Genomic DNA, 15,548 nt, shown 5'->3' with positions numbered 1-15,548 from the left:
CTAGAGGGGGAGATGTCCGGCAGGACAGAGGGGGGCGCCGTAGGGCGCTACGTTGGCACCACTCGCGATTTTTCACGTGGTCTCAATCGTCAATCGCCGGTGTCAGCTCCAGCTCGGCCGGCGACAGCCCCTGCTGCAACTGGCTCAAGCGGAATTCGTCGACCCAGTAGGCTTCGCCGTCGACCAGCACGCGCGCGCTGTAGGTGCCGCCGGAGAAACGCTGCGCGGTGATGTAGACTTTGTGGCGGTCGAGCGCCTTGCGCACCGCGGCGCGCTTGGAGTTCTGGCTGTTCACGGCAGTGGACATGCGCTTCGCCCTCGGTCGCCCGACACGGAACTCGGCCGCTCTTGGCGGCCCGGCGACTGGCCGCAAGGATGGCGGAGAGCGGCGCAAGTGTCAATTTCGCGGTCGCGCCGCTTCAGTTCTTCAACCGCCGCAAACGGCGCATCACGCCCTGCACGGCCTTGTAGAGCCGCGGCTTGGAGCGCACGAACAGCTCGGTTTTGCAGCGCAGCCTGATATAGGCGGTCGAGGCCCTGCCCTTCAGCGTCATCGCCTCGCACAATTCGGCCAGCACCGAGTTCGAGGCGCCGATATGCTGTTTGTATCCCTGTCCCCCGACTGAGAGATCGAAATAGCCGAGCCCTTGCGCCCGTCCCCACACCATCAGCTTGCCGATCATCGTCAGGCCCGGCGCGACGTTGGCCACTGCGTCCTGGTCGATCCCGAGCAACAGGGCGTGCAAGGTGCCCTTCATGACCAGCACATACATGACAGCGAGATAGGCTTGACCGACGCGCAGCCCGAACAGCCGCACGGAGCCGTCGGATAGCCCTTGCAGGGCGGCGTCGCGGTAGAACTCGACGATCGGCGCCTGCGTCAGGAGGTCGAAGCGCCCGAGTTCGCGAAAACGGTTGAGCCTGAGGTCCAGCAGCGTGCCGAACTGCTCCTCGATCATATCGGGTGTCTCGGCTTCGACCAGTGCGAGGCCGCCGAGCTGTTCGAAGCGGCGGCAGTGTCTGTTGAAATTCTTGGTGAAGGACGATTTGCAGATACGTTTGATCAGCGTCTCCGGCTCGCCATCCATGACCAGGCCCGAGGCGATCTGGATAGAGTCGCGCGCCGCCGAAAGCAGCGCCAGCGGATTGGTCACGCCGTGGATTTCCTGCGGAATCCCCGCAATATGGATGCGGTCGGCCGGCGGCAGCACGGCGCGGACCGCGACCCAGGCGGCATCGGCACTCTGCCGGGTCCAAGGCCTGGCATCGGCCAGCAGCGGCGCCGAATAATCGCACACGCCACAACTCAGCCATTCGATCACATAGTGGCCGAGCGCCCGGCGCCGCAACAGCGGCAGCAGCATGACAGGCGCACCCGTGGCGGCGTCGTTCACTTCGACGACGAGCAGATCGGCGCTTTTGGGCATCAGCCGCCTGGCAATCCCTTCCACCCAGGCAAGGCCCTGGTGGCCGGTGCACAGGCCGGTCTCCTCAAGGCGCAGCCAGAGCTGCCTTACGGTGTCGAAGCTGGTGTGCAGCCGCGCGGTATAGCGCGCGGTGGCGACAATGCCGGATCTGATCGGGGAACTTGATTGAGTCGGTGCATCCGACGCCGCGACCAACTGCACTGCCTGGCTTGCCACATGCTTCTCCCATTCGTTCTGGCCCGCCTCGGCGTCATCCACGCAAGCGCCGCAAACCCCGCATCGTTCCCTGGACCGCTTTGAGCAGCCTTGGGTTGGATCGCACGAAAGCCTCGGCCCGCCTGCGGAACTCGATGACGGCATTGGCCACACTGCCCCGCATCGTGAACCCATGACAGAGTTCGACCAATACCGAACCCTTGGCGCCCATATGTTCCTTGTAGCTCTGGTTGCCGACCGACAGGTCGAAATACCCAAAACCCTGTTCGCGCGCCCAGCCGATCAACCTGCCCATGATTGCAAGCCCGGGCGAGACATTGGGCACGACGCCCTGGTCCATCGCTATCAGGAGAGCATGAACAGTCCCTTGATGAACCAGCAGATATTGAACCGCGATCAGGGCCTCGCCGACGAGCAGCCCGAAAAGCCGCACCGAACCGTCCAACAGGCCCTGAACAGCCGCGTTCCGGTAGAAATCCACGATCTTCTCCTGCGTCAGCAGGTCGAAGCGGCCAAGCTCGCGAAAGCGGTCGAGCCGCATTCGCACCAGTTCGCCGAAGATACGCTCAACCTCGGACGGCGCGGCGGCCTCGACCAGCTCCACACCGCCAAGCCGTTCGAGGCGACGCCAGTCCTTGCCGAACTCCTTGACGAAGGACGGCCTGCAAAGACGCTTGAGGACTGTTTCCGGGTCGCCGTCGATGGCGAGGCCAAACGCGGTCTGGATGGAATCGCGTGTCGCCGGGAGCAAGGCCAGCGGATTGGCCACGCCGTGGATCTGTCGCGGAATTCCCACGATGTGGACGCGGTCCGACGGCGGCAGCGCCGAGCGCACCGCCGCCCACGCAGCCTGCGCGGATTGGCGTGACCACGGGCTGGCATCGGCCAGCAGCGGCGCCGCATAGTCGCAGACGCCACAACTCAACCATTCGACCACCCAATGGTGGAAGGCCCTGCGCCGCATCAGCGGCACCAGCATTCTGGGTTCGCCGGTCGCGGCGTCGGCCACCTCCACGATGAGGAGTTCCGCGCTTTCCGGCAGCAGCCGCGCGACGATCCCTTCCGCCCAGGCGAAATTCTGGTGACCGGTGCACACGCCCTCCGCCTGGAGGCGCAGCCAGAGCGGCCTGACCGCCTCCAGGCTGGTGTGCAGTTTCGCCGTATAGGCGTCGTTCGCCGCGATGGCGGCGGGATGCGGGACCTGCCCGCCGGGCAAGTCGGTCATCGCGGTGATTTGAACTGCCTGGCCTGACACATCCCTCTCCTATCGTCTTGCCGCGGCGAACGAAACCGCCCGCCGCCAGGAGCCCAGCCGGCTGTCGTGCTGCTGATCCGGGTGTTCGATGTTCCACATGCGGTGATGCATGAAATACCATGATGCCACGAGCACGAATATCTCGGAGACCGCCGAACCCAGCAGCGCCCACGGCGGGGAGGCGATCGACAGCAGGATCGCGATCGACGCCAGCCCGACGATGGCGCCGCCGAGGGTGATGAAGGCGACGATGCGGAAGTCGCCCATTATCTCGAGCACGATGCGGGGCATGATATAGAGCATGATCGGGACGAAATTCGCGGTCACGAAAAGCCCGATGAACCCCACCGACGCATCCTGGAGAGCCTGGGATTTTATCATGGGCAGGACAAACATGATGGCGCATCCATAGGCCACCGCGCCGAGCCCCATGACGACAGCCCACAGCTTCGCCTGCGCCCAGACACGGCGCGTTTCGTTGTTGCGCATCAGCTTGGCCAGTTCCGGTTGCGTCATGTTCACGAAGGCGAGGCTGATGATGCGCAGCGGCGCGAACAGCACGAGCACCGCCGCCAGCGGCGCATAGGCGGCCGGCCCGGCAATGCCCGCGACCAGCAGCGCCAGGCATTGGCCCTGGATGTTGGTTGTGGTGGCGCTGAATGCCGACCAGCAGAGCTGGGACCAGAGCTTTGCGTAGCGCCGCCGCGTCGGCATGCGGAAGCTGATGCGCATCGTGCGGCGCGCCAGCCGGACCAGGACGAAGATGCCAAACAGATTGGCCGCCGCGAGTGCGGAGAACACGGACTGCAGCGCATCCCTGGCCAGCCAGATCGCCAGGCCGGCCATGACGATGCCGGCGATCGTGAAGGCAGCATCGCTGATGGAGACGATCACTTGCTGGCGGCGCGCGAAGAAGGCCGTGCGCATGTGGCTGCGCAGCGACCATGCGCCGACGAAGCAGCCGGCGGCAATTCCGCTGGGATCGCCCAAGAGATGCATCACGATCGCCGTGCCGGCGGCCATCAGCAATGCAACGACCAGCGCCGCCGTCCCGAAGGCCACGTCATAGGCGTCGACGCCGGCGCTGTTGGTGCTCTTGCCCATCCATATCGAGGCGGGAACGGCGGTGAGCGACCTGATATAGGACAGGCCGACACCGCCCATTACCATGCCGATGGCGAAGAGGCCGTAGCCTTGCGCGGACAGCATGTGCAGCAGCGCGATGTTGAGGGCAAAGTGGAAGCCGCTCTGCATCGCCTCGCCGCCGATCATCAGCATGAGGCGGCGCACCAGATGGCCAGGGAGTTTCACGGCCGTGTCTCCGCCTGGCGGGCGGTTGCCGTCCGGCCCGGCTTGGCGATGGTTGCCTTCAGCTTGTCCGCGGCTATTGCCGCGATCGCCGCCGCCGCGACCGGCTCGCTGAAGACCGCCTCGTAGCGCGCGCGTCCGGCGGCGACAAAGGAGCGCCAGGCCTGGGGATGCAGGATGATTTCCTCGAGTTTGCCGGCGAGCGCGGCGGCATCGCCGGGCGGAACATGCCAACCCGTTTCGCCGTCGGCGACCACTTCGACCAGCCCGCCGATCGCCGACACCAGCGGCGGCCGGCCATAGGCCATCGCCTCGATGGCGACACGGCCGAGCGATTCCGGACGCCGCGACGGTACGGTAACGATATCGGCCCAGCGATAATGCTCGGACGGGTCGGAGATGAAGGGCAGCACGCTGACACGTCCGGCGAGCCCCATGGTCTCGACCAGTTCGGCGAGCGCGTGCTCGCGTTCGACGCTTTCGAAGGCGCCGCCGACCAGCCGCACCTCGATCCTCGACTTGAGTTCCGCCGGCAGCGAGGCGATCGCCTCCAGAAGCACTTCCTGGCCTTTGATCCTGTTGATACGGCCAAGCAGCAGCACCTTGAGCGGGCGCTTGCCATCATAGGTCATCGGTTCGGCCGCGGCCGGGCCGACAACGCCGTTATAGACCACGTAGGAGCGCGCGGATCCGGGGTCGCCGAACGCGGCGCGGGTGGCGCGCGAGTTGAAGATGAGATCGGCATGGCTCCAGTGCATCAGGCCGACGAGGATCCTGCGCATGGCGCCTTCGGGAATTTCGTGGATGTGCAGCACGGCCTTCTGCGGCAGAAGGCGCGCGGCCAGCGCGTAGTCGGCCACGATCGAGGTGTTGACATAGGTGAGATCGCAATCCCTGAGCCGCCGCCAGGCCCTCAGCACCGCGACCGGCAGCCGCACCATCTCGATGGTGGCAAGGCGCACGATGGCCTGGCGCCTCAGCACCCACAGCGGCTCGAAGACGATCCGGGTCGCATGCGGTTCGAGGATCTGTGTGATCGGTCCGCCGCGCGGCAGGACCACTTCGATGTCGGCTGACGGAAACGCGGCGCGCAGCGCGGCCACGCTCTCCGCGAAGCTGCGGTCGGAACCATAGAGTTCATAGCCCTGATGGATGCAGGCAATCCGCATATTCACATGCATCTTTCTGTCAGGGTGGTGACGATTCCGCCACCTGACGGATCAGGCGACTGGAGACTTCAAGCCCAATACTCCTTTGGACTTCACTTGTTGCCAGCATGGTGGCGAGCGGATGTGGAACCTCGATCACCATACCAATGCTGCACGTCCTCCGCCGGTGTGGCGCACAGAAGTCCACGAGCAAGGATCATGCCGGCCATGATCTGACCGTCTGCTGGTCGCCAGCTTGCGGCATTGCCTTGTTTCGATACACATACGCCTGGATAGTTGACCGATAGTGAAACAACTCCGGCCGTTGGAAGAAATATTTTACACCCCGGTGCGATGATGGGCGGAACTGAGCCTGGCATGGATATCGCTGGGCTGTGGTTTCCAGACGGGACGGCCCGCGCATTGCGGAATCGAGCGGATTTGAAAGCGCCAGCAGCCATGAAACCGGAAGCGCCCACCATCCTGATCCTCGGGACGCGCGGCATTCCCGCCGCCCATGGCGGCTTTGAAACCTTCGCCGAGAAGCTGGCGCTGTTTCTTGTCGGGCGCGGCTGGAAGGTCGGCGTCTACTGCCAGGAAGAGGTCGACCGGGTCGACCAGAGGGTGCGCGTCGACACCTGGAAAGGCATCGACCTCATCCATGTCCAGGTCGCCTCGAAAGGCCCGCGCGCAACGCTTGAATTCGACTGGCAATGCGTGCTCGACGCCGCCCGCCGGCCCGGCGTCTGCCTGGTGCTCGGCTATAATGGCGCGGTCTTCCTGACCTGGCTGAGGCTGATGCGGCGCAGGATCATCACCAACATGGACGGCATCGAGTGGCGCCGGCCCAAATGGGGCGTGGCGGCGCGCACATGGTTCTGGCTCAACGAATGGATCGGCGCCTGGGCCTCGCACCGTCTGGTCGCCGACCATCCCGTCATCGCCGATCACGTGGCGACGCGCCGGCCGCGCAGCGCAATCGCCACCATCACCTATGGCGCCGACCCGGTGACGGCGGCATCGGAGGCGCCGGTGCGCGCGCTCGGCCTCGAACCCGGCAAATACCTGATCTCGATCGCGCGCATCGAGCCCGACAACAACATCCTGCCCATCGTCGAGGCCTTCTGCAGCCAGAAGCGCGACATGAAGCTGGTGGTGCTGGGCACGCTTTCAGACCAGATCCCTTATCATGTCGCCGTCCGCAACGCGGCCAACGCCTCGGTCGTGCTGCCCGGCGCCATTTACGACCAGGCGGCGGTCAAGGCGCTGCGTTTTCATGCGCGCGCCTATCTGCATGGCCACACCGTCGGCGGCACCAACCCGTCGCTGGTCGAGGCGCTGGCCGCCGGCAACATGGTGATCGCCCACGACAACCCCTATAACAGATGGACCGCGGGTGCGGCCGCCATCTATTTCACCGACGCGCGTAACTGCGCCGAACGCATGCAACAGGCGCTGGAGGATGACACCCTGGTCAAGACCTGCGGCGAGGCCGCCAGGGCCCGCGCCAATGAAGTCTTCCGCTGGGACGATGTCCTGCTTGCTTATGAAACCGAAGCCTACCGGCTTCTGGGCGTGAGCGCCGCCGGCGCTGTACCGGTCGACCGCCCCTCTCCCGGCGCCGTATGACGGGCTGGTCGCGACGGCGGCTGCTGAGGACGGCGCTGTCGACGGCGCTGGTGCCCGCCACGGCCGCGCTTTCCGCCGCGCCGCCCGCGCTCGCCGCCACCGGCGAATGGCGCTTTCGCCGCGGCGTCAATGCCTGGCCCTGGTTCGCGCTGACGCGTGAGTTTCCCGCACCGCGCACCGACTATGCCTGGCCGCCCTTCCAGTCGCAACGGCCGGTGCCTACACCGGACGACCTTCGCCGGCTGCGCCAGATCGGGCTCGATTTCATCCGCCTGCCGGTCGATCCTGGCCCGTTCCTGGCCGCCGACGCCGCCACGCACGCAAAATTGCTGACGACGCTGGACGATGCCGTGACGGCCGTCATCGATGCCGATCTCGGCATCATCGTCAACGTGCAGGCCAACGGCGCCACTCATTACTGGAATCCCGACCGCATGGTCTCCAGCACCGCCGCGCCGGAATTCGTTGCCTATCGCACGCTGGTCGGCACGCTTGCCGGCAGGCTGCAGCGGTTCGCACAGGGCATGGTGGCGCTGGAACCGGTCAACGAACCGCCGCAGGCGTGCTCCTCCAACGTCTGGTCGAACGTCCAGACGGCCCTTTTGACGGCGGCCAGGGCATCATCCCGGACCTTGCCGCTTGTCGTCACCGGCGGCTGCGGCTCGATGGTGAGCGGGCTCGCCGCGCTCGACCCGGAGCCGCTGGCGGCCTTCGAGCCGATCCTGTTCACCTTCCATTTCTATGAGCCTTACCTGTTCAGCCATCAGGGCGCGCCCTGGATGCGTGAACCCGTCTACCGCGCGCTCAACAACGTGCCATGGCCGGCCTCCGCCGGTTCGCTGGAACAGACGCTGGCCTCGGTCAGGGCGCGCATGGCTCAGGACACCGAAGCCTCCGAAGCGGACAAGCAGGCCGCCTACGAGGAAACCGAACGCGTGCTGAAGGTCTATTTCGACGCCAGGCCCGACCGGTGGTTCATCGACAAATATATCGGCCAGGCGCGCGACTGGGCCGACAGCCACGGCATCGCGCCGCAGCGCGTCATCATGGGCGAATTCGGCGCGCTGCGCACCGACGCCCGTTATGTCGCCGCCCCCAACCCCGACCGCGCTCGCTACATTTCCGATGTCAGGCAGAGCGCAGAGGCATCAGGCTTCCCCTGGGCCTTCTGGGACCTCTTCGACGGCATGGGCATGATGGACGACACCACCCGCGCGCTGGACCCGGCGATGGTCGAGGCGCTGGGTTTGAGGATGCCGGAGTAGAGGAAGCGCTACGCGCGCCGCGCTTGCGCCGGCCGCCGCAACCCCTCTTTCACCGGCCTGTAGAGCGCCAGCGCGATCACCACGAACTTGGTCATCAGCGTCGTCTTGGACGCCAGGCTTTCGGAGGTGTTGAGCAGGATCAGCCAGCCCAGCATCGGCAGCCAGATGCCGGGATGGCAGCGGCGCGCCACTTCGTGCATGAACAGCACGAAGCCGAAAAACAACAGCAGGGTGAAGAAAGCGCCCTGATAGAGGACCAGGCGGATGATCGGGTTCTCGATGCCCTGTTCGAGGCCGTTGATGCGGCGCAGGCTTTCAATGAGATCGATATCTGGGCCGATGATCAGGTCGCGCAGTTCGAAATGTTTGAACAGGTCGAACATCTCGACGCGGGCATTGGCGCTGCCGGAGTCCGAGACGAAGCGCTCGAGCAGCGCGTCGAAAAAGCCATAGGAAGCGGCGAGCACGATAACGACCGGCACCAGCGCGGCAAGGATGAGGCCAAGTGCGGCACCAAGCAGGTTGATACGCCCCGCACGCAAGGTGCGCAGGCCTTGGAGGAGCAGGTAGCAACCGCCGAGCACGATCGTCGTCACCATCGCCGAGCGCCCGCCAAAGGCGACCAGCGCCGCGCATTGCAGGCCGATCAGCCCGAGCCGCAGCGGCATGGACAGCGACCGCGAGCCAGAAAGCAGCGCCAGTACGTAGATCGAGGTGATCGTGGCATTGGACAGCGGATGGCCCTGGAGGGCAGTCGAGCGCAGGTCGTTCATGAACACCACGCCGTCGAGCCGATAGGGAAAGATCAGCGTCTTGGTGGCGAACTCGAACAGTGCGAGCAGTGCGTTCACGGTCATGATCGTGTGAACGACGGTCTGCATGCGGGCGAATATCTTTTCGTCGGCCTCGGCCAGCATCATCACCAGCAGCGCCGGCGCCACGAAGGTGTCGATCATGCCGGCCATGCCGGGACGCTGCCTGACGATGACGACGACCAGGAGCATGATCGACATGACGGTCATCAGCGCGCTGGCCGGCCGCCTGTCGGCGATGGCCAGCGTGTAGCCGACCGGGTTGCCGAACGTGCAGGCGCGCCAGGCAAACATCAGCACGAGCAGATAGGTGGAGGGATGGATCTTGGTGGCTGGATTGCCGATCAGGCCGTCGTAATTGTAGCCCACCAGCCACAGCATGCCGCCCGAAATGCCGAACAGCAGCGCCACCGCGGCGATCAGGCCGTAGCCGGTCACCCAATCGAGGGAATTGCCGCCGCGAGGCGCGGCCACGACTTGACCCTGGCCGGCCCAGCCGGCCGCCGGGGTGGCGGGCCGGACGGCAACCATATCAGGCCGCCTCGTCGACCAGCAGGGCGGCGGTCGGCAGCCGCCCCATGACGGAAATGGCCTGCGAGGCCGCCGTGACGTCGCGCATCGGCGTCGCGTTGAGCGTGGCGACGAGCACGATCTCGTCGACCATGGCGACCAGCGGCGAGGCGTTGAGATTATCGGCCAGTGCACCGCCGTCGACGACGACGAGTTCGAAATTGCGGCTCGCCTGGGCCAGCATATGCTGCGTGAAATAGACGCCCTGCGCCTCGGAGAAGGCAGCCTTTGGCCGCCCCTTGCCCAGAACCGCGACGTTGCTGCCGGGCGCATACTGGCTCAGCGCCTCGAAGGCATATTCGCCGCGCAGCACGTCGAGCAGGCCGGGCTGCGGTTCCTTCTGGGCCTTGCCGGCATTGGTGTCGATGAACAGGACGCGGCTGCCCCTGGCGGCCGCCGCGTTGGCCAGAAGGCGCGCCACCCGGCCCCGTTGCGCGGCGTCCTCTGGCGCCGACGTCACCAGGATGGACGGCACCAGCGGCCAGTTCGGCGGACGCTGGCTGGAGGAGAACAGGCGTCTCAGCGCCAGCCCGGCGACGGCGTCCATCTTCTGTCCGGCCGGCGTGGCGGCGCTGCCAAAAGGCCACCAGCGGCGGCGCGCCGATTTTGCCGGCAGCACGCCCACAACCGGCGCATCGATGGCCGATTGCATCTGCGCGCTGGAAAGCACCGTCGGCGATGAATATTCCGCGATCAGCGCCAGGCCGGTGCCCAGCCCCAGCCCGCCGAAAAAGGCGCCGAACACGAGCAGCCCGAGCGGCGGCCAGCTCTTCTTCAGCGCGGGCATGGCGTTGGAGATGATGCGCGCATTGGTGCTGTCGACATTGACCTGCTCGCGCGTTTCCTGCGCCCGCTGCAGATAGGTGGCGTAGACGGAGCGCACCGCCTCGAGATCGCGCTGCAGTTCGCGCAGCTTGACCGAGGCCTGGTCGGTGTCGAGCGACTTGCTCTTCAAGCCCGCGACCTTGGCCTCCAGCGCCTGCTGGTTGGCCAGCGCCCGCTCATAGTCGGTTTCGGCGGCGGCGCCGATGCGGCCGAGTTCGCGCGCGATGAGCGCGCGCGTGTCGCGCAATTGCTGCTGGGCCGCCATCATCGAGGGATGGCGCGGCCCGAGTTCCGTGCCGAGCTGTGAGACCTGGTCGACAAGCGTCGCCTCCTGCGCCCGCAGGCTCGAAATCACCGCCGAGCGCATCGCTTCCGAGGTCGCGTCCGGTGCGCCGCCGGGCCGGCGCAACTGGTCGACCTGCGCCTTCAGCGCGACCGTGCGGCTCTGCGCGGCCGCGAGCTGTGTGTTGATCTCGGTCAGTTCCTGGTCGCTGACCAGATTGCCCGCGGCCATCACCATGTTGTGGGCGGACTTGTAGGCCTCGACCGCATTCTCGGCCTGCTGGACGCGCTTGCGCTGCTCGTCCAGCCGCGCGGTGATGGAGTCGGAAGCATCCGTGGCCATCTTCGCGCGCGCGCTAGCCTGGTCGGCCAGGTAGGCCTGCGCGATGGCATTGGCGAGCTTCGCCGCCTTGTCGGCGCTCTTGGCGGTGACGATCACGTCGAGGACCAGCACCTTGTCGGCCCGCTTGACCGCCAATCGCCGGCGCAGCGCATCGAGCGTCTTGCCCGTCCTGTCGGCCTCGGCCGACCCCGAGCCCAGCACACCGCCGATCAAACGGCTCAACAACCCGCCCTGTCCGTTGAATTCCGGATCCTCGGTCAGTTTGGTCGCCGCGATAGCCCTGAGCAGCACGCCGCTCGACTGGACGACGGCGACCTGGCTTTCCACCATGGTGATACCGCCATCGGGCGGAACGCGGCTCGGATTGACATCGTTGGTGACCACCTGCAAGTCCTGCGGATCGACGATGATCTCCGCCACCGAGCTGTAGAGCGCCGGCGTGAACAATCCATAGAGCAGCGCTCCAAGGGTCAGCAGCGCGGCTGTGGCGAGGATCAGGAAACGGCGGCGCACCAATATGCGCTTCAGGTCACCCAGTTCGACCGTCGAGGATGGATAGGACGCGGCCGGCGGTGGCTCCGGCGCATATTGCATCACCTCCGGAGCGTGTTGTTGCGGCAACGAGAGCAGGGATGATTGCAAAGGTCGCTCCGACAACACTCCATATGCCCCAAAAGATTAAATTGCGGCTTCAGCCTAGCTATTACTCCAACTGTTAAAACACTGTTAATTATGTTGGGAGCTCTTCTGATTTTTGGCACGGAGTTTGCGTAGCAGAGGCACGGGTCGTGTTGACAGAGCGCAAGCGAGCGGGAAACGAATGGAAATGGAGCAAACATCGGTCTCCAATCCAACCGTCGCCCACCTCTCGTGCCCAAAAATCGAACACCGGCCAGTTACCGAACATCAGAATTCTAGGGGTGCGACATGCAGGTGAGCCTGCGCCTGGACAGCGACTGCCTCCGTGCTTTTCACCTGCTGCTGTTGCAGCGCCTGGCCGCGCTCACGGATGTCGAGGTTCGCGTCGACGCACGCCCAGGCGGGAGCAGCATTCCAGGCAGCGTCGCTGCGCTGTTCCAGCTTGAAACGGTCATCCATGGCTTGCCCGCGGACGGGCTGGCCAAGCGCCTGCCGCTGTCGGCGCTGGCAGCCTGGCGCACGCAGCCTCCCGCCTCGCCCGACCTCGTGCTCGACCTCCGCGGCGACGTGCAACTGGAAGGAACGCGCGTCTGGCGTGTGACCTATGACGGCGCCGGCGGCGAAGCGGCCCTTTTGGCGTCGATCCTCGATGGCCGGACCCCGCTGGCCCGCATCGAGGAGAACGGCGCCGTGGTCGCCGAAGCACGGCTCGGAACCGAATATGGCGGCATCGCGCTCGCATCGTTCCAGGATATGCTGGCGCGCACGGCAAGCCTGATCCTGGCGGCGGTGACGGGCGCTGCACGCGGCGCCCTGCCCGTCCTGCCCGAGCCGGCGGACGGCAGGGCCGCGCCGTCGCTGCCCTCGGCCGGCAAGCTCGGCGTAAAGGCAGGCAAGGCGCTGGCGCGGCGCATCGTCCAGAAGATCTATCATCTCTGCTACAACGCCCCGCACTGGAAGGTCGGCTGGCGCGAGACGGGAGGGCGGGATCTGTTCGACCTGCGCGCGCATCCGGAATCGGGCTGGCAAGAGCTGCCCGATGATGGCAGCCGCTTCTACGCCGACCCGTTCCCGATCCTTTACCGGGGACAGGTAACCCTGTTCGTCGAGGACTATATCCACCGTCTCGGCAGAGCCATCATCTCCGCCGTGCCGTTCGGCCCGTCGGGGCCGATCGGCCGCCCGGAGCCTGTGCTCGACCTGCCCTACCATCTTTCCTACCCCTTCGTCTTCGAGCGTGACGGCGAGGTCTGGATGGTGCCGGAGAGCTGCGCCAACCGCACCGTGGATCTCTACCGCGCCACCGCCTTCCCCGGCGGATGGGTCAAGGAAGCGACGCTGCTGTCCGATATCGTCGCCAGCGACGCCACCTTGGTCGAGCATGGCGGCTCATGGTGGCTGTTCGCCACCGTCCGGGACGGTGAAGGCACCGCCCGGGATGGTGAAGGCGCCTTCTCCGACGCGCTGCATCTGTGGTCGGCGCCGAACTTTCGCGGCCCGTGGACACCGCATCCCAAAAATCCGGTGCTGATCGACATCGCCTCGGCGCGACCGGCCGGCCGCATGGTGGAACGTGATGGCCAATTGCTGCGCCCGGTGCAGGACTGCCGCAGGAGCTACGGCGGCGCGCTTGGCATCGCACGCGTCACTCACCTTGATTTGAACGGCATGGACCAGCGTGTCGAGACGATCTTAACCCCCGGGGCGCTATGGAGTGGGCGTAAGCTGCACACGCTCAACGAGGCGGGCGGCCTGGAATTCATCGATGGCTCGGCGATCGCGCCGCGCTGGAAGCAGAAGAGGCGTAGTTAACCTAAACGTTTGTTGCTAGCAGCCACCCGCGCTGGTTGCTTGAGGTTGATTACGTCTGGAAGATATTTTCCGCCACAGCTTGTGGAGAAGGACGATGACTAGCATGAAGGGCAGCGAGATGAACACCATCGAGGCTGTCCCGGCCGAGGTCGATGTGGCGATCGTTGGCGCCGGAATGGCCGGCACCACGCTGGCAACCGCTTTGGGAAAAGCCGGCCGCAAGGTGGCGCTGATCGATCCGCACCGGGTTCATCACGACGAGTTCCGGGCCGAGAAGATCGGTACCGATCAGATACGACTGTTCAAGAAGCTCGGCCTCGACGAAACGATCATGCGTCTCGTCACCCCGTTCGACGATATCCATGTCTTCCGCCTCGGCCAGCTGTTCGCGCGTGAGCGCAGGCCGGAGTATGCATTTTCCTATGGCGCGCTGATCAACGGGCTTCGTGACGCCCTTCCACCGCAAGTGCCGCTTACGGTCGGCAAGGTCGCCGAGATCTCGACCGGACCGGACTGGCAGCGCCTTGTGCTCACCGACGGCAGGATCATCGATGCACGCCTCCTGGTGGTGGCCACCGGTCACAGCGAAGCGGTGCGCCGCGCCATCGGCGTCGAGCGCGTCGAGCAATCGAAAGCCCATTCGCTGTCGATGGGCTTCGATCTCGCCATCTCCCAGCGCGACTGCGGCTTTCGGGCCGTCACCTGCTACGGCAAGCGGCCTTCGGATCGCGTCGCCTACATCACCGTTTTTCCCCTCGGCGACAAGATGCGGGCCAACATGTTCGTCTATCATACCGTCGCCGACCAATGGACGAGGGATTTCCGGGCCGATCCGCAAAAGATGCTTTGCGAGCTGATGCCCGAAATATCGGCGCAGTGCGGCAACTTCGCCGTCGCGAGTCCCGTCGAGGTCCGGCAGATCAATCTGACCACGACGCAGGGCCATCGCCGCGACGGGGTCGTCTTCATTGGCGACGCGTTCTGTACGACATGCCCGACGCCGGGGGTCGGCATAGGGCGGGTCATGATCGACGTCGATCAGCTCCATTCCGTCCACATTCCACGCTGGCTGGAAACACCAGGCATGGCGGCTGACAAGATCGGGACTTTCTATGATGATCCGGTCAAGGTCGCTTCCGATGAGGCCGGCATGCGTGTGAGCGTCTATGCCAGGCAGATCACCACCGAGACCGGACTGGAATGGCGCGCGCGGCGCCTGCGTAACAACACGGCACGCCAGCTGATGATCATCGGACGCAAGGTAGCCCATTTGGGATTGCGGCGGGAGCCGGGCGTGGCCTGAGCTGCCTCCCATCCTTCATCGTCATCGAAGGCACTTCCCCGGTGCTGCCGTAAGGACAGCACCTCTACCCATCGCCCCTGCGGCGGAAGGGAAGCGCAGGGGCGCTTCACCGGGATAATGAGATAGCGCTGAAAAAAAGCGGATCCAGTGCCGTTCAGCCGGAACCAGCGGTGCGCCGACAGGTTATGCCCGCAGGAGATCCTGTCATGGTCAAGAATATCGACCGCGCGTTGCAGGATGCCATTCTGGCGATGCGCACTCTTCGCAAATCCATAATTGATCATGGGCATATGGACGCCATGGCCGAATTTGATGGCTTGATGAGCGTGACCATATCCGAGGCCGAGCGCCAACTCATCAGTTGGCAGGCCAGTCATCGCCACGAACGATCAGGCCAGGCAAAATCCTGACGCGATCGCTCGTAGTCGGCATCCGGCGGAACCTTGCCGCACACGGTTGGTTTTATGGAATGTGACATGCCGCCGGAGAACGAAGTGACCCGATTGGTCGACAAGCAGAAGCTTGAGAGAGCGGATCGCGAGTCGCGGATTATCCTCGACGCCGAACGTCAGGCCCGCGACGCAAAGACCGCCCGCCTTCGCAAGCAGCGGCTGTCCGCCGAGCCGAGCGGCGAGGAAAAGAAGCCCGCACCGCCAAAGCGGCGGAGGTGACGATTTGCTCTTCCGCAAAAGCAAAAGGCGCGATCGACCGATC

Annotated in this window: 13 protein-coding genes; 6 read left to right on the top strand and 7 right to left on the bottom strand. The window is 65.3% G+C overall.

Annotated elements, in window-relative coordinates; all coding sequences use genetic code 11:
* Positions 1-82 precede the first annotated feature (82 nt).
* From LB543_RS06815 to LB543_RS06795, 5 genes are all read right to left on the bottom strand, one after another.
* Positions 83-307, bottom strand: a complete 225-nt coding sequence (locus tag LB543_RS06815; RefSeq protein WP_140810002.1) for a hypothetical protein — start codon at positions 305-307, stop codon at positions 83-85.
* Positions 308-419: 112 nt separating this feature from the next.
* Positions 420-1,643 carry a GNAT family N-acetyltransferase gene (locus tag LB543_RS06810; protein ID WP_224613546.1) on the bottom strand — a complete coding sequence of 408 codons (1,224 nt, stop codon included), beginning with the start codon at positions 1,641-1,643 and terminating at the stop codon, positions 420-422.
* Between the two features lie 34 nt (positions 1,644-1,677).
* Positions 1,678-2,898, bottom strand: coding sequence for a GNAT family N-acetyltransferase (locus LB543_RS06805; RefSeq protein WP_224613534.1), 1,221 nt, complete (start codon positions 2,896-2,898; stop codon positions 1,678-1,680).
* A gap of 9 nt (positions 2,899-2,907) precedes the next feature.
* Entirely contained in the window at positions 2,908-4,209 is a 1,302-nt protein-coding gene (locus LB543_RS06800; RefSeq protein WP_224613533.1) for a hypothetical protein, read from the bottom strand.
* Positions 4,206-5,375: a glycosyltransferase gene (locus tag LB543_RS06795; protein ID WP_224613545.1), complete on the bottom strand. Its 1,170-nt coding sequence runs from the start codon at positions 5,373-5,375 to the stop codon at positions 4,206-4,208. Before LB543_RS06795 ends, LB543_RS06800 begins: the two co-directional genes overlap by 4 nt.
* 438 nt (positions 5,376-5,813) lie before the next feature.
* Between LB543_RS06795 and LB543_RS06790 the strand changes: the two genes are divergently transcribed.
* Together LB543_RS06790 and LB543_RS06785 are read left to right on the top strand one after the other, a co-directional pair.
* On the top strand, positions 5,814-6,983 hold the full coding sequence (locus LB543_RS06790) for a DUF1972 domain-containing protein (RefSeq protein WP_224613532.1): 1,170 nt from the start codon (positions 5,814-5,816) through the stop codon (positions 6,981-6,983).
* Positions 6,980-8,248, top strand: coding sequence for a glycoside hydrolase family 5 protein (locus LB543_RS06785; protein WP_224613531.1), 1,269 nt, complete (start codon positions 6,980-6,982; stop codon positions 8,246-8,248). The genes LB543_RS06790 and LB543_RS06785 overlap by 4 nt, the downstream gene beginning before the upstream one ends.
* Before the next feature lie 8 nt (positions 8,249-8,256).
* On the opposite strand, the gene LB543_RS06780 is transcribed toward LB543_RS06785, so the two are convergent.
* Positions 8,257-9,591, bottom strand: a complete 1,335-nt coding sequence (locus tag LB543_RS06780; protein WP_224613530.1) for a VpsF family polysaccharide biosynthesis protein — start codon at positions 9,589-9,591, stop codon at positions 8,257-8,259.
* Position 9,592: 1 nt separating this feature from the next.
* Positions 9,593-11,722 carry a GumC family protein gene (locus LB543_RS06775; RefSeq protein ID WP_224613529.1) on the bottom strand — a complete coding sequence of 710 codons (2,130 nt, stop codon included), beginning with the start codon at positions 11,720-11,722 and terminating at the stop codon, positions 9,593-9,595.
* Positions 11,723-12,007: 285 nt separating this feature from the next.
* Here LB543_RS06775 and LB543_RS06770 point away from each other — a divergent pair, with 285 nt between their 5' ends.
* The 4 genes from LB543_RS06770 (at position 12,008) to LB543_RS06755 (ending at position 15,505) form a co-directional block, all read left to right on the top strand.
* Positions 12,008-13,531, top strand: a complete 1,524-nt coding sequence (locus LB543_RS06770) for a formyl transferase (protein WP_224613528.1) — start codon at positions 12,008-12,010, stop codon at positions 13,529-13,531.
* Between the two features lie 94 nt (positions 13,532-13,625).
* Positions 13,626-14,834 (top strand): FAD-dependent oxidoreductase, encoded by a 1,209-nt coding sequence (locus LB543_RS06765; RefSeq protein WP_224613527.1) that lies wholly within the window; start codon positions 13,626-13,628, stop codon positions 14,832-14,834.
* Between the two features lie 206 nt (positions 14,835-15,040).
* The gene (locus LB543_RS06760; RefSeq protein WP_140759805.1) at positions 15,041-15,244 is read left to right on the top strand and encodes a hypothetical protein; all 204 of its coding nucleotides are present in this window, start codon (positions 15,041-15,043) and stop codon (positions 15,242-15,244) included.
* A 66-nt stretch (positions 15,245-15,310) separates the two neighbouring features.
* The gene (locus LB543_RS06755; protein WP_224613526.1) at positions 15,311-15,505 is read left to right on the top strand and encodes a hypothetical protein; all 195 of its coding nucleotides are present in this window, start codon (positions 15,311-15,313) and stop codon (positions 15,503-15,505) included.
* The last annotated feature ends 43 nt before the right edge of the window (positions 15,506-15,548 follow it).

The organism is Mesorhizobium sp. ESP7-2, assembly GCF_020164715.1.
In the GTDB taxonomy this organism is placed as follows: domain Bacteria; phylum Pseudomonadota; class Alphaproteobacteria; order Rhizobiales; family Rhizobiaceae; genus Mesorhizobium.
Note: the sequence above shows the minus strand (reverse complement) of the source record. Positions and strands in the feature narration are given on the sequence as shown.

What these genes read in the sequence shown, in the direction of transcription:
- LB543_RS06770 (WP_224613528.1), top strand. Translation starts at nt 12,008, where the DNA reads ATGCAGGTGAGCCTGCGCCTGGACAGCGACTGCCTCCGTGCTTTTCAC.
- LB543_RS06785 (WP_224613531.1), top strand. Translation starts at nt 6,980, where the DNA reads ATGACGGGCTGGTCGCGACGGCGGCTGCTGAGGACGGCGCTGTCGACG.
- LB543_RS06765 (WP_224613527.1), top strand. Translation starts at nt 13,626, where the DNA reads ATGACTAGCATGAAGGGCAGCGAGATGAACACCATCGAGGCTGTCCCG.
- LB543_RS06795 (WP_224613545.1), bottom strand. Translation starts at nt 5,375, where the DNA reads ATGCGGATTGCCTGCATCCATCAGGGCTATGAACTCTATGGTTCCGAC.
- LB543_RS06790 (WP_224613532.1), top strand. Translation starts at nt 5,814, where the DNA reads ATGAAACCGGAAGCGCCCACCATCCTGATCCTCGGGACGCGCGGCATT.
- LB543_RS06760 (WP_140759805.1), top strand. Translation starts at nt 15,041, where the DNA reads ATGGTCAAGAATATCGACCGCGCGTTGCAGGATGCCATTCTGGCGATG.
- LB543_RS06815 (WP_140810002.1), bottom strand. Translation starts at nt 307, where the DNA reads ATGTCCACTGCCGTGAACAGCCAGAACTCCAAGCGCGCCGCGGTGCGC.
- LB543_RS06755 (WP_224613526.1), top strand. Translation starts at nt 15,311, where the DNA reads ATGCCGCCGGAGAACGAAGTGACCCGATTGGTCGACAAGCAGAAGCTT.
- LB543_RS06780 (WP_224613530.1), bottom strand. Translation starts at nt 9,591, where the DNA reads ATGGTTGCCGTCCGGCCCGCCACCCCGGCGGCCGGCTGGGCCGGCCAG.